This is a genomic window from Clostridium sp. NSJ-145 (genome assembly GCF_021044725.1).
In the GTDB taxonomy this organism is placed as follows: domain Bacteria; phylum Bacillota; class Clostridia; order Clostridiales; family Clostridiaceae; genus Clostridium; species Clostridium disporicum_B.
Genome location: NZ_JAJNOS010000011.1, coordinates 103,294 through 117,991, shown reverse-complemented (window position 1 = coordinate 117,991; position 14,698 = coordinate 103,294). Strand labels below are relative to the sequence as shown.

Genomic DNA, 14,698 nt, shown 5'->3' with positions numbered 1-14,698 from the left:
ATAATAAGCTTATATAGTCATTCTATAAAATTTGTATTAGTATCTATGATTTACCTTATTAAATAACCTTTTTATATGATATAATACATATATTACTATTTTTATGGGGTGGGTTATGACAAAAAGAAAGCGAAAGAAAAAATACTCTATTGGTAAGAAAGTATTATTAGGATTTCTATCTTTTATATGTATCTTAGTTTTAGTTGGATCTATCTTAATAATAAATTTATCATCTAAAATTAATACTGTAGAAATTGATAGATCTTTTGTAACAGATACAGGAAAAGAACCTATAAAAGAAGAAAAAGATGTAATAACTATTGCACTATTAGGTTCTGATTACTCTGGTACTGAAATAGGTGCGTCAGATGCTACTATGATTTTATCAATAGATACTAAGAAAAATAATATTAAGCTTTTATCTCTTATGAGAGATATATATCTAAATCTCCCTGATGGTGGAAAGAAAAATTTAAATTACACACTGGCTGATGGTGGTCCTGAACTATTATTAAAAACCATAAACTATAATTTTAATCTTCAAGTTGATAAATTTGTTCATGTAAGCTTACATACACTTCCTATAATTATAGACAAGCTTGGTGGTGTAGAACTTGAAATAACAAATGAAGAATTAAATTTTATTAATGGATATATAAATAGTATTGATTCAGAAAACGGGACAATAACTGAACCACTATATAGTGCTGGTAGACAATTATTAAATGGAACTCAAGCAGCAGCTTACTGTAGAATTAGATATACAGAAGGAAGGGATTATAAAAGAACTGAAAGACAAAGAGATGTGTTGTCTGCAATATTTGATAAATTTAAAAATATAAGTTTTAGTGAAATTCCAGGCTTAATCAATGATTTACTACCTTTAGTTTCAACAAATATGACTACATCAGAAATGCTTTCTATAGCTACTAAAGCTTTAGGTACTGGCGTTTCTAATATAGAGCAAGGAAGATTTCCGTTAGATGAGCATCATTATGCTGAATGGACAGATATGTATCACATGATAGTTGATATCGATGCTACTACTGAAGAAATACATAAATTTATTTATTCTAAGTAAAGTGGTCACATTCACTGAAATTATAGATTTATAAAACAGTAGATATAGTTACCTTTGATAAAGTTATGGTGACTTTTAGTGAGATAAACGCTACCTTTCGTCAAGCAACGGATTACTTGTGTAATAGCGATGTCCACCTTCTGAGAAGTGAAATGTTAGATAGCATTATACATAAACTATTATATTATTATAGGGGGTATTTATGAGAGAAAAACATAGTAAAAAAAAGAAAATGAATCCTTGGGTGAAAGGAAGTTTGATAGTAGTTTCAATCTTAGTTTGTATCTTTCTTATAGGCGCTTTCACAGTCTATAGAACCCTTGGAAAAATGCAACAAGTTTCTGTTGATACATCTGATTTGAGTATTAACTATGAAGAAATTCAAGAATTTGAAAATCATGAAGAAATAATTAATATAGCTTTATTTGGTATCGACTCTGAAGATGGTGTTGCTGGTAGATCTGATGCTATTATGGTAGCTACAATTGATCCTGTTCATAATAAACTAAAACTTACATCTATTATGAGAGATTCTTATGTTAATATTCCTGACATAGGAATGGACAAGATAAATCACGCTTATGCTTTTGGTGGACCTCAATTAGCTATTAAAACTATAAACGAAAACTTTGGTTTAGATATAACTGATTATATGTCTGTTAATTTTACATCTTTACCAATTATCATTGATATACTTGGTGGAGTTGAAATTAATATAACAGATGAAGAAGTTTCTCATATTCCTGGAATAAACTCAGCAGGAACTTATAACTTGACTGGTGATCAAGCACTATCATATTCAAGAATAAGATATGCAACTGGTGGTGATTATGTTAGAACTGAAAGACAAAGAACTGTTCTAAATGCTTTATTTAATAAAGCATCAACACTTTCAGTAACAGCTCTTCCTGGATTATTAAACGAGGTATTGCCACATGTTCAAACTAGCATGAATGCTTCTGATATATTATCCTTAGGAACAAAAGCATTAGGTTCTGTATCTAATGGTTTAGCACAAGATAGATTCCCTAGAGATGGTTATTGTGAAGGTACTATGATAGATGGTATTTATTATTTAGCTTTTGACCAAGGTACAGCAAAAGAACAAATGATGAGCTATATCTTTGATGATGTGAGGTAGTTACTACGCTAGGTTATGGTTTCTTTCAGAAAAGTAACATAATTAAATAGTACCTAAATTTGTTTAATAACAAATCTAGGTACTATTCTTTAATTTAAACTTAATTTTTATTTTCTATATTTTATACTTGCTAGTAGCATTCTTTTATCACTAAAGCAGCTATTATATACTTCTTTAAAGTTATGATTATCTAACATTTCATTACCTGTCATGATATCAATCCAATATATACTCTCACTATATTCCTTGATTGAAATTAATGTAGCTTATGTGTAAAACCCTTCCTAGTTTCAGCATAATTAGCTTCTATTAATTTAACTCCTATAGTAGTACATAATTTTTTTAGCTGATTTGATATAACAAATTCATTTATTCTAACTAATTCACTACTAACACTTTATTATTAGATGCCTAAAAATCGTCTCTACGATTTTTGCACAAGCTTCTCCATCTCCATATGGATTCGCTGCATGAGCCATTTTTTCGTAAGCTTCTTTATCATTAATTAGTTCATTAGCTATATTAAATATTGTTTCTTTATTAATCCCTGCAAGTTTTACTGTACCTGCTTCTACAGCTTCTGGTCTTTCTGTTTCTGTTCTTAAAACCATAACAGGCTTACCTAGTGCTGGTGCTTCTTCTTGAATTCCACCTGAATCTGTCATTATTAAATAGCATTTTGACATGAGATTTGCAAAGTCTACATATTCTAAAGGCTCAATTAAGTGTATCTTCTCTTCAATGCCTTCAAAACTACTTTTTGCAAGTTCTCTTATCAATGGATTTCTATGCATTGGGAAAATTATTTGTACTTCTTCATTTTCTTCTGCAAGATGTCTAACAGCTGCAAATATATCTTTCATTGGTTCTCCCCAATTTTCACGTCTATGTGCTGTTAAAAGTACAACCTTATTATTTGTAAAATCTATATTATTTAACGTATCATCTTGGAATTCATGATTTTTATCTATTACGCTTAAAAGTGCATCTATTACAGTATTTCCTGTTATGTAAACATTCTTTGTAATATTTTCTTTTTCTAAATTTCTTCTATTACTTTCTGTAGGTGCAAAATGTAAAGTTGTTATTGCCCCTGTTAGTTTTCTGTTAGCTTCTTCTGGGAATGGAGAGTATATATCCCCTGTTCTTAATCCAGCTTCTACATGTCCTATAGGTACTTGATTATAAAAAGCAGCTAAGGCTCCATTTAAAGTAGTTGATGTATCTCCATGTACTAGCACTATATCTGGTTTACTTTCTTTTATTACTTTATCAACTCCAGTTAATACTTTATTTGCTACATCTATAATAGTTTGACCATGTGACATTATATTTAAGTCATATTGTGGCTTTACATTAAATATTTCTAAAACAGCATCTAACATTTCTCTATGTTGTGCTGTTACACATACTATTGACTCAAATCTATCATCTTTCTCTAATAACTTTACTAAAGGACACATTTTTATTGCCTCTGGTCTAGTTCCAAAGACACTTAATACTTTGATTCTTTCCACGGTATTTCCTCCACAAACTTCAATTTATTTTAATTATATCATTGTCTTAGTATTTTATATATAACTTAACTTCTATCCCCTACAGGTAATTTTATAATTTTTACATATATTATAATATTTTATCAACTTTCATATCTATTATATAATTTTATTTCTACTTAATTATTATATTATTTAATCAACCTGAAACCTATATTTATTGTTAACGTTTTTATATAACATAAGTTAATTTCTAACATTATTTAAACAGGTACCTATTTTATTATTACCATTGATGAAATCCATATATCATGATATTATTAACACAATTATGCTAAAAAACAAGCAATTATTTTTAATTATTAATCAATTTTTAAGAAAAGGATGTTATACAAATGAAAAAAAGCACAAAAGATTCAATTGTAATAGGTTTTGCGCTATTCTCTATGTTTTTTGGCGCAGGAAACCTAATTTTCCCTGGATTTTTAGGCAATGGCTTAGGTTCAGACTTTTTACTTGGAACTGTTGGCTTTGTAGTAACTGGAGTTGGACTTCCATTACTAGCAATAGTAGCTTGTTCTAAAGGTGATGGAACTCTAGAAAGTATAGGAAATAGAATAGATCGTAAATTTATATTAATATTCACTACTGTTCTTTTCTTAGCTATAGGTCCACTTATGGCGGTACCAAGAACAGCTGCAACAACATTCGAGCTTTCAGTTAATCCATTTTTACCTAGTGTTCCTGCAATAGTAGCAATCACTGTTTACTTTGCAATTAACTTATTCTTCGTATTAAAACAATCTTCAATTGTTGATACTATAGGTAAATTTTTAACACCAGCATTACTGATTTTATTAATAGTACTTATAGTTAAAGGAATCATTTCTCCAATAGGTGAAATAATAGATACTAATGCTATATCAGTCCTTTCATCTTCTTTAATTGAAGGATATCAAACTATGGATGCCTTAGGAGCACTTCTATTTGCATCAATAGTCACTACTTCTTTAAAAGATAAAGGTTATAAAGGTAAAGAAATGCCTAAGATGATACTTAAGTCAAGCTTAGTTGCAACTATCGGACTTGCTTTTATATATGGAGGATTAATATACATAGGAGCTCAAACTTCAGGTTTAGTATCTCAAGAAATTGGTACAACTGGACTTTTACTTCTTATATCTGAAAGTGTTCTAGGAAAAGTTGGTCCAGCTATAATCGGTTTAGCAATGGGATTAGCTTGTTTAAGTACATCAATAGGTCTTGTAAGTGTAGGAGCTTCATTCTTTGAGAAGATTTCAAACGGCAAGTTATCATATACTCTAAATGCTATAGTTATTACTATAATAAGCTTAGCTGTAGCAACACTTGGTGTTGACAAAATTGTAGCATTATCTGGACCAGTCCTTAACTTACTATATCCTGTTTCAATAACAATAATAGTTACAACACTTATGTCAAAATACTTAAAGAATATGAAGGCTGTAAGACTTGGTATATATACATCACTTATATTCTCATTGTTATTATTAATACCAGGACTAAACCTATCATTTTTACCTTTAGTAGACCTAGGTTTTGGATGGGTAATACCTACTATATTAGCAATAGTAATTGGGTTATTTATTTTTAAAGAAAAAAATGTAATATCAGAATATAAAAAAACTGCATAAAATAAGAGCCTCCTGAATCAAATGATATTTTAATCATTATTTCAGGGTGCTCTTATCTTTACTATATACTACTTAACTATTTCTAATAATCTTTGTATTCCATCTTCTAATATTCCTCCACCAACTTGTGTAATCCTTACAGTTGACATTGGTTGTAGCACTTGTTCTTGTTCATAACTTAAATTATTATCCATTAATATAACTGGCACACCATCTAATGCAGCAGTAACTCCAGATGTTAATCCATCTACTAGTGTTAATCCTTTTGCAAGGTACATTGAGTCCACATACCCATCAAAAAATCTATCAATAACTCTTGCATTAGTATCATATCTATCCTTACCACCTAATCTGTTATTACTTATATCTTCTTTAGTAATAGAATTAATTCTTGATAAAACACCTTCTGATACTACTCCATCTCCACCTATTATATATGCATTTTGCAGTTCTTTAGATTTAAGCCAATCATACATTTCATTATTGATCTTATCTTTTTCTACTAATAAAACTGGCATTCTATCTCTTCCAGAAACTGATGAAATAGACATTGCATCTGCTTCTCCTAATCCATTAGCAATAACAATATTACTTATGCTATAACAATTATTATCTATATATTTTGCTATTTCAAAAGATGTTAAGTATCTATTAACTCCTGCTAGTCTTTCAACATTTGAAATACCTATATTTCTTAATTGATTTGTTACGCTTTCAGATACAACTCCTGTTCCACCTGCGATAATTGCTTTAGTTGCTCCTAATCTTTGTATCTCTTTTACTGTTTCTTCTGGAATATTATCATTCCCAACTAACAATATTGGAGCCTTCATATAAGTAGCTAATGCTGTAACACTTAATCCATCCGCAATTGCTCCTCCGTTAACAATTATTACAGTTTCAGATTTTTCTATTTTACTTTCACTTAACATTGTAGCTGTTTGATATCTATCGCTTCCTATAATTCTAAATAGTTCTACTTCTTGTTCTACTGGCTCTTCTGGTTGTACCGGTTTCTCTGGTTGTACTGGCTCCTCTGGATCCTCTATCAATTCAAAGTTATTATAAATCCAACTAACTCTATCATTTAGAAAGTTTTTTAAATAATTTATTTCACCTTCGTAAGTATAATTATTAACATGAGGCCACAATGAGTTTGTCCCAATTATCTTCCATCTTTCAAAATTCTTAATTCTAGATTCTTCTATCGAATTAGAAATGCTATCTATTTTTGAATTTAAACTTCTTAATGTTCCTTCAACCTCTTTAAATCTTTCCTCAACTTTTTGTGCAAATATTGGATCCTTGAATAAGCAAGAATACCATTGCCCTTGTCTAATATACCAATTCGAAGGATCTTTGCATTCATTATCATCAGAATTTCCTCCGCTAAGATCAAAATCCCACACTGGCCCCATTCCAAGCTTTCCATTTCTATCTTTATATAAATATATACTTGAGAAAGATTGAGCATCTTTATTTTTCATTACTTCTTGTACTATATAAAAATTAATAAAAGAATCTACATCAATATATTCACTATAATGTTTACCATTGTATGAAAAATTATCAGAATTTATAGCTTTTTCAAATTCATCAATGTAGTTTGTTATATAATTATATTGAACATCATTAGGTACTTCAGGATTTTTAAATGATATGGGTACCTTCATCATATTAGTAGTCCAATTAGTTTCCTCATCTAATCGAGCATTTATCTCTAATAAATATCCTCCAGTAATGTTATTTTCATCACTTTCTTCAGATGTTAATTCTGGAATAGTTACACGTGAGTTTTTTGATATCTCTACTTGTTCACATAAAAGATAATTTCCTAAATATTCTCCATTTAATACAACATCAACGAACCTTGAATCTGGAGTATACTTAACACCAATCTCATTAGCTAAATCAAATGCCAATTTATTTCTAACTAAAGTTTTATCGTAATGATTAGCTAAAAGCACCCAATCTTTTTCAGCCTCCATACCAAGAATACTACTTTTTGAATCAAGCTTTATTCTATAAGGCTTCTTTTCTCCAATCCATGTAGAATTTCCTCTTCCTTTTATCTTCATAGATAATGATTGTACGTTTTCATATGAGTCAGTTATTATTATTTCCCCCTGTATATATGACTCTTTTGTTATAGTACCATTATCCTTAGTAGTTATCTCAACTAATGGAATCCCATTATTATTAAATTTTGTATCAATACCATCCTCTATAGGCACACTTTCTTCATTATCTAAATATTGTTCTTCTTTAATTTCATCATTTGCAGTTTCTAAAGTCAAAGTACTAGCATATGCTATGTTTTGATTTAGAAAACATAAAGTTAATACTGTAGTTAATAATTTTCTCATCTCTCACCCTCCTTAATTTATTTTACATGAAATACAATGTTTGAAACTTTCTTCCTCCTCACTCTTTATAGTTATTTTGATTATATAATAATATTTCAGCTCTTTACTGAATATTACACACAACCCAAATGTAAATAAATGGTTAAATTTTTACAAAATTATTATACATTGTTATTTTATTACATTTCAATACATAAAAAAGACTATTAATCTTTCTATATAAGATTAATAGTCTTTTTCAGGTAATTAGTAAGTTTTCTAAAACTCCTCCGATAGAGATCTTAAGTATTCAATAAATCCTTCTCTTAATTCAGGCTTTCTTAAAGCATATTCTACAGTTGCTTGTAAGAATCCTAACTTATCTCCAACGTCGTATCTTCTACCTTCGAAATCATAAGCATACATAGCCTCTTCTTTTACTAATTGAAGAAGTGCATCTGTAAGTTGGATTTCTCCACCTTTTCCTGGTTTAGTTTCTTCTAATATTTCAAATATTCTTGGTGTTATTATGTATCTTCCAAGAATAGCAACATTTGATGGCGCATCTTCTATAGATGGTTTTTCAACTAAATCTTTAACTTTATAAACTCTATCTTCTATATGGATTCCACCAACTATTCCATACTTATTTACATCTTTAGGATCTACAGTTTGAACACCAAGTACAGATGTCTTGTATTCTCCATAACAATCTATAAGTTGCTTTAAGCATGGCTTCTCATCATTATAAACAACATCATCTCCAAGAAGAACTGCAAACGGTTCATTCCCAACGAAAGTCTTTGCACAAAGAATTGCATGCCCTAATCCTCTTGGCTCTTTTTGTCTTATAAAGTGGATATTAACCATATCTGATATTTCTCTTACCATTTGAAGCATTTCTTGCTTTCCTGATTTTTCAAGCTCCATTTCAAGCTCTACAGATCTATCAAAGTGGTCTTCTATACTCTTTTTATTTCTTCCTGTTATTATAAGTATTTCCTCAATCCCTGATGCTACACATTCTTCTATTATGTACTGTAAAGTCGGCTTATCTACTATCGGTAGCATCTCTTTTGGTTGTGCCTTTGTAGCTGGTAAGAATCTTGTTCCTAATCCTGCTGCTGGTATAATGGCCTTTCTTATCTTATTACCCACGTTATTACCCCCTAAATTATATATTCTTTCTATTATGACAAATACTATTATATTATACTTGTTTATTTTTATAAATACTTATTTAATCTTCCAATTAATTTTATTGTAATATTTTAACTCTAGATATTATTGTAAATATTAGTAATGCTACTCCAAATACAATCAATACTAGTTTCCATTCTATAATATCATAATTATTATTAAGTAATAGCTCTTTATTATACTTTTCAAATTTATCTATATATTCATCAAGGACATTATTTTTTTCATTATTACTAATGTTTAAATCACTTTTAGTATCCAAGTTACTATCTATTTCATTATTAAATATATTTTCATTTATATTTGTATCATTTTCAGTATCACTTATCACAATTTCATTCTCATCTAAATTATTAATATCCTCAAATATCTCTGCAACATTTATAGTATAATTACTATCTTTATAATTTGAATATATTTGCATTAATGAATTAGCAACACCTTCATATAAAATATTATCAGTATTCTTATCAATTAATGATATACTTAAATCACTTAAATTAGCAACTAAAAAAGAAACCTAAAGGGAGTTACCCCTCTGGTTTCTTCTACTTCATATATTTTATAGGTTTACCCATCCAATCAAAATCTCCGCAGTGAATTAACTTTCCTTCTTTATCATAATACTTGCCGTATTTTATCCTTCCTCTTCTATCAACATATCCCAAGGAAGATTTCCATAGTTTAAAAACTTCTATTCCAACAACTGCTTGAAAGTTTCCTTTCCATCTCAACTGACCATTTTCGTAAAAATATTTTCCATATCCATGTGGGCTTCCATAAACAAAATTACCTTCATATTCTAATTTTCCATTGTCATAATAAGATCTACCATATCCATGTGCATACCATTTATCCGAATAACATCCCTTACCTTGAATATATTCTCCTTCATATATAAGTTCTCCATCTTCGTAAATTCTACCATTTAGTGATTCAGTATTAATATTTATAAGTCCTATATCCCTTTCAATTTGATATCTCAATTGCTTTTCAATTTTCCTACTTTTTAAAACATCAATCTCATAAAATGAATCTTCATCAGTTTTTATACTTTTCTTATCTACTTTAACCTTTTTTTCTATAGGATCCTTAAGTATGCTTTTTGGTGCAATTGATAATCCCATTGAAATCATCTCCATTCATTTTAAAAATAATTAAACAATCTCCGAACCGCTTGTCTATATTTAAATAATTAACACTTTTACTATTTTATAAACATTATTTTCAAAAAAATAAATTAATTTTAAACTTAAAAAATAGGCTCAAAATGAGCCTATTTTTAAAAGCTGTGCATTATCATAACATTTGTATTAGTATTTGTATTAGGCTCTACTTTTGCAAGTAATTCATCAGCTAAAACATTTAAGTTATCAGCCCAATTAGTACCCACGCAATACTTAACATTTACTCCGTAAATACTTGTACCATTATAATAACTACCTGTTTCTGATAAATACATTTCATCTATCAGATTAGCTATATATTCTAAGCAATGAGACCAGCTTTCGAAACTTGCATAGCCACCATTTCTTGACTTAATACCACCTAAGTTATTATTATATACTGCTAAAGAAGATCTTCCATGACCTGATTCTTCCATATTAAGTGCCATTAAAAATATAGCGTTAACATTATACTTTTGTTCCATCTCATAATAATCTTCTGCTAAGGCTTGAAGGTTGTTTCCTTCTAGCATTTTATAAATTTGCTCCTTAGATAAATTACTTATTTCTCTTAAGTTATCTGGATTATATGTTACTTCTTTTATTTTTTCTTTTATTATTATTTCTTCTGGGACTTTAATTTCATTTTGGAAATACCTTAAATAATCTTCATAATATCCTGGTATAATTTTCATAGCTGCTGATACTGATAATTCATTTATTCCTAAAAACATAATAGCTATGAACATACATGATAAACACTTTAATAATCTCACTATTTTCAATCCTTCCTTATATTATTATTCAATACCTATTTTTAAGTATTACCACCAATTTTAATATTAATCATTTCATTGTAAACTTTTTCCTAAAGTTTTTTAACTTATCATTAATTATTTATATCTATAATAGGAAATACTACTTTTTGAAACTAATCTAATTTTTATGGAGGTACAATTATGAAAATAACTTTTAATGGCGATCCAATCACCTTAGTTGGGAATCCCTTAAATGTAGGTGATGATGCTCCTGACTTTTTAGTAGTTGATAATACTTTGAAAAACGTAACTTTGAAAGATACCTCTGGAAAGAGAATATTTGTTGTAGTTCCTTCTATCGATACTTCAGTCTGTGATATGGAGGTTCGTAAATTTAATGAAAAGGCAGCAAGTCTTGACGATGTTACTGTATATGTAATATCTATGGATTTACCATTTGCTCAAGTTAGATGGTGTGGCGCTGCAGGAATAGATAGAGTTATAACTCTTTCTGATTATAAGCAAAAAAGCTTTGGTAAAAACTATGGAACATTAATAGAGGAATTTTGTTTCTTAACTAGAGCAATATTTGTAGTAGATGAAAATAATAAGATTACATATGTAGAATATTGTAAAGATGTTATAGATGAGCCTGATTACGAATCAGCTTTAAATGCAGTTAAATAACTTTTATATTTGATGTAATTATGAGTATCAAAGAAAAATTTCATGAATTTGAAGAACATCATCACAAAAAAAATTAGCCCATGAAATTGATAGGTCTATAAAAAAAGATTTAAAAGAAAGATAAAGACTTGCAGAAGCAGCTTTTCCTGATTTGAAAAAAGAAATAAAACATGATTACAAAGAAACTAAACATAAGTATAAAGATCTTAAGCATGAATATAAAGACGACGAAAAAGAAAACATGTGGTAAAGAAATAAATAAAGAAATACATCGCGCTGAAAAAGAAGAAAGAAGAGAAGAAAAAGCATTTGCTAAAGAACTAAAAAAACAAATGGAACACGAAGAATAGAAAGAAAGTGCGAAGCACTTTGGTGAAAAGTTTGACTTCGTCAAAGGAGAAAAGGTCACTCGCGTGACAATTAAAATATTGCCTATAGCAATAGTGAAAGGTGTTTATATCAATGCCTTTCACTTTAAATTTAGTTAAACTTTCACATAGATGGAGCAACAGTATCTGCATATGGCATAACTTTAACTTTAGTTAAAGTTTCACCACTACAATAGTAGCCTTTTAACTTCTACGTAGTCGACCTTTCACCTGTGAGCTTCGCTCATACTTTATTTATATTCCTAATCCAACTAGTTCATCATATAAGTGCTTATTTAATGTATTTTCATCAATTCTATATGTCATATACTCTGTTATACATGTACTAATATTCATTAATGCTGACTTTACTTTTACTATATCACTTGCTGGAATTTCATTGTGATTTATAGCTCTAAAAAGTGCATAATTAAAGATAGCTGCATTAGTCAATATCTCATTTTTCTCAATATCTGCTAATTCTTTAGCCTTATGATCTATTCTCATTAAATCATACTTAGTACATACATTAAGGTTAATATTAAAGTGAATTGCAGCAATTATAAAATCGTGTTTTATTTCATCTGGTACATTTTTTTCTAAAAAACCTTCTACTATTTTTTCTAAGTTCTCTGATAAATACTTCATATTTATACCCCTTTAAAATCATTATAAGTATATTATATACTTTGTTATCAAAAATAAAAATATGCCTTCGGAGTTATTTTTATCTTCCGAAGGCATATTCATATTGATGTATTTTTTATAAAATAGAATTATTTTTTCTTTTTAGAAAACATAAATATTCCACTACCAATTATTATAATCCCAATTATAATTGTTATTCCAAAATAAACACCTTGTCCTGTTGTTGGTAAATCATTCTTTCCACTATTGTCTAATCCATTTGATCCTTCTGATGGTTTTTCTGTGTTTTCAGATTGTCCTGGAATTTCTGGATTAACTGGTGTTCCTGGTTTATTTTCATCAACTGGTGGTTGTGAATCCACATTAATTTCATTTACAATAACTGTAATAACTAATTCTTTAGCTTTATTTCCACTTTCATCTTCAGCAGTATATGTTATTGTATATTTACCTGATTTAGTTGTATCTATCTTTTCTATAACTTTACCATTGCTATCCATTATAACAACTTTTACTGTTACATCTATATCTAAGTTATCTTTAGCAGTAACTTCTGGAACTTCAAAGTTTGCCCCATTTTCAAGTGTTATATTTAACTGTCCATTATACTCTATTACTGGTGCTTCTTTATCATCTTTATCTAATTTAGAGAATACATTATTAAATTCATCAGTATTAGGAACTATAATGTCAATATAGTAAGTATTTGTTCTTCCAAATAACCTAGCTATAATTCCCTTTTCCTCTAATCTAATAGAATACTTTTGTGTTCCATTAGCTAAGATTGTTCTACTTGTTACTACCGCTTTAAATTTATTTTGTGCTTGTTCAACAAACTTATTTAAAGATACTATATTTTCTGTTTCATATGTCATTGGTGATTCTTCTGTTCCATTACCACCAACATTAATTATATCATCTGGTAAAGATATTTCAGGCTTTTCTGGATTTTCCGGAACCTCTGGAACATCTGGCTCACTTGGATTCCCTGGATTTCCTGGGTTCTCTGGTTCACCTGGAATCTCTGGTTTTTCTGGTTCTACTGGCACTTCAGGTTTTTCCTCTACTACTAAAGTTGCTGTTACTTCATCTGCTTTATTACCAAATCTATCAGTAGCATTATATTGTATTGTGTAAGTTCCAGCTTTATTAAAGTCATAATCTCCACTTACTTCTACTTGAATTTCTCTACCTAAATAATCAAGAGCACTAACTCCCTCTAATAAATCAACCTCTTCACCAAGAGTAGTATTAATAGTTTTATTAGTTGCTTTTATTACTGGCTTTTGAACATCTGCCGTTGGTTTTGCCTCAACAATTACAGTTGTATCTAATGTTGCTACTTCACCTTCACTATCCTCTACTGAATAGCTTATATTATATGAACCAACTTTATCAGTCTTAACTTCATTCTTAGTTACATTAATTCTAGATTTATCTATTTCACCCTCTTCATCATCAGTTGCTATAACATAGTCAAGAGGTTCGAAGTTATCATCTTTAGATATTACTATCTTACCTTCAATAACAGATGGATGATTTGCAAGCACTAGTTTAGGTGCAGAATTTAAAGTTAATATATTATTATCTATATTTACTATATCATTGCCACTTACTTGCTTGTTAGTATCATTTAATAAATAACTATAAGCTATTCCATTTTCATCGCTACTAGGAGTGATTTTATATTTTAAAGATCCTCCTTCAACTTTATTCATATCAATTTCTAATATTTCTAATTTCCCAGCCTCTTTGTCTAAAGCTTCAGTAGAAACTACAAAAATATCCATAGATTTCTTATCGCTACTTATCTTAACATTACTCTTTAAATCTTTATCGTCAGAAGATACTAACCACTTTATAGTATCTTCCGCAAAAGTTACATCTCCATCAATCTTAACTCCCAGTTGTAATGATTTTACAACTGGTACTAAGTTATCTAATGAAATCTTAACTGTATCTTTATCAACTTTTTCAACATTCAGATTTACAGAAGCATTAGCCTGATCTTGATCAGAATTTGCATTTGCTAAACTACTTTTTGTATATATAAATGCTCCTATAACAGCAATAACTGCTACAAATAAAGATATAATCTTTTTCTTACTACTTATCTTTCTCATGCTATTCTCCTT

The 14,698-nt window shown here is 29.0% G+C and carries 13 protein-coding genes; 5 read left to right on the top strand and 8 right to left on the bottom strand.

Translation table 11 applies throughout. The features are described 5' to 3' along the window. Positions 1-115 precede the first annotated feature (115 nt). Entirely contained in the window at positions 116-1,081 is a 966-nt protein-coding gene (locus LQE93_RS11215) for an LCP family protein (protein ID WP_231073682.1), read from the top strand. Between the two features lie 202 nt (positions 1,082-1,283). Next, the gene (locus LQE93_RS11210; RefSeq protein ID WP_231073680.1) at positions 1,284-2,222 is read left to right on the top strand and encodes an LCP family protein; all 939 of its coding nucleotides are present in this window, start codon (positions 1,284-1,286) and stop codon (positions 2,220-2,222) included. A 389-nt stretch (positions 2,223-2,611) separates the two neighbouring features. Here the strand turns inward: LQE93_RS11210 and wecB are convergent, their stop codons facing one another. Beyond that, positions 2,612-3,739, bottom strand: a complete 1,128-nt coding sequence (wecB, locus tag LQE93_RS11205) for a non-hydrolyzing UDP-N-acetylglucosamine 2-epimerase (RefSeq protein ID WP_331000422.1) — start codon at positions 3,737-3,739, stop codon at positions 2,612-2,614. A 374-nt stretch (positions 3,740-4,113) separates the two neighbouring features. Between wecB and brnQ the strand changes: the two genes are divergently transcribed. After that, complete coding sequence (gene brnQ / locus LQE93_RS11200) at positions 4,114-5,391, top strand: branched-chain amino acid transport system II carrier protein (RefSeq protein WP_231073678.1); 1,278 nt, start codon at positions 4,114-4,116, stop codon at positions 5,389-5,391. A 68-nt stretch (positions 5,392-5,459) separates the two neighbouring features. Here the strand turns inward: brnQ and LQE93_RS11195 are convergent, their stop codons facing one another. From LQE93_RS11195 to LQE93_RS16895, 5 genes are all read right to left on the bottom strand, one after another. After that, positions 5,460-7,757 carry a CotH kinase family protein gene (locus tag LQE93_RS11195; protein ID WP_231073676.1) on the bottom strand — a complete coding sequence of 766 codons (2,298 nt, stop codon included), beginning with the start codon at positions 7,755-7,757 and terminating at the stop codon, positions 5,460-5,462. A 258-nt stretch (positions 7,758-8,015) separates the two neighbouring features. After that, complete coding sequence (gene galU / locus LQE93_RS11190; RefSeq protein ID WP_231073674.1) at positions 8,016-8,894, bottom strand: UTP--glucose-1-phosphate uridylyltransferase GalU; 879 nt, start codon at positions 8,892-8,894, stop codon at positions 8,016-8,018. Between the two features lie 100 nt (positions 8,895-8,994). Next, positions 8,995-9,360, bottom strand: coding sequence for a hypothetical protein (locus tag LQE93_RS11185; protein ID WP_231073673.1), 366 nt, complete (start codon positions 9,358-9,360; stop codon positions 8,995-8,997). A 124-nt stretch (positions 9,361-9,484) separates the two neighbouring features. Further along, the gene (locus tag LQE93_RS11180; protein ID WP_231073671.1) at positions 9,485-10,063 is read right to left on the bottom strand and encodes a toxin-antitoxin system YwqK family antitoxin; all 579 of its coding nucleotides are present in this window, start codon (positions 10,061-10,063) and stop codon (positions 9,485-9,487) included. Between the two features lie 155 nt (positions 10,064-10,218). After that, positions 10,219-10,878 carry a glucosaminidase domain-containing protein gene (locus LQE93_RS16895; RefSeq protein ID WP_231073669.1) on the bottom strand — a complete coding sequence of 220 codons (660 nt, stop codon included), beginning with the start codon at positions 10,876-10,878 and terminating at the stop codon, positions 10,219-10,221. A 183-nt stretch (positions 10,879-11,061) separates the two neighbouring features. Here LQE93_RS16895 and tpx point away from each other — a divergent pair, with 183 nt between their 5' ends. Then, entirely contained in the window at positions 11,062-11,547 is a 486-nt protein-coding gene (tpx, locus tag LQE93_RS11170; protein WP_231073667.1) for a thiol peroxidase, read from the top strand. Between the two features lie 212 nt (positions 11,548-11,759). After that, on the top strand, positions 11,760-11,897 hold the full coding sequence (locus LQE93_RS11165; RefSeq protein ID WP_231073665.1) for a hypothetical protein: 138 nt from the start codon (positions 11,760-11,762) through the stop codon (positions 11,895-11,897). Positions 11,898-12,170: 273 nt separating this feature from the next. Here LQE93_RS11165 and LQE93_RS11160 read toward each other — a convergent pair whose 3' ends face one another. Together LQE93_RS11160 and LQE93_RS11155 are read right to left on the bottom strand one after the other, a co-directional pair. Further along, positions 12,171-12,563: a hypothetical protein gene (locus LQE93_RS11160; protein ID WP_231073663.1), complete on the bottom strand. Its 393-nt coding sequence runs from the start codon at positions 12,561-12,563 to the stop codon at positions 12,171-12,173. A 128-nt stretch (positions 12,564-12,691) separates the two neighbouring features. Then, entirely contained in the window at positions 12,692-14,686 is a 1,995-nt protein-coding gene (locus LQE93_RS11155; RefSeq protein ID WP_231073661.1) for an immunoglobulin-like domain-containing protein, read from the bottom strand. Between the last annotated feature and the right edge of the window lie 12 nt (positions 14,687-14,698).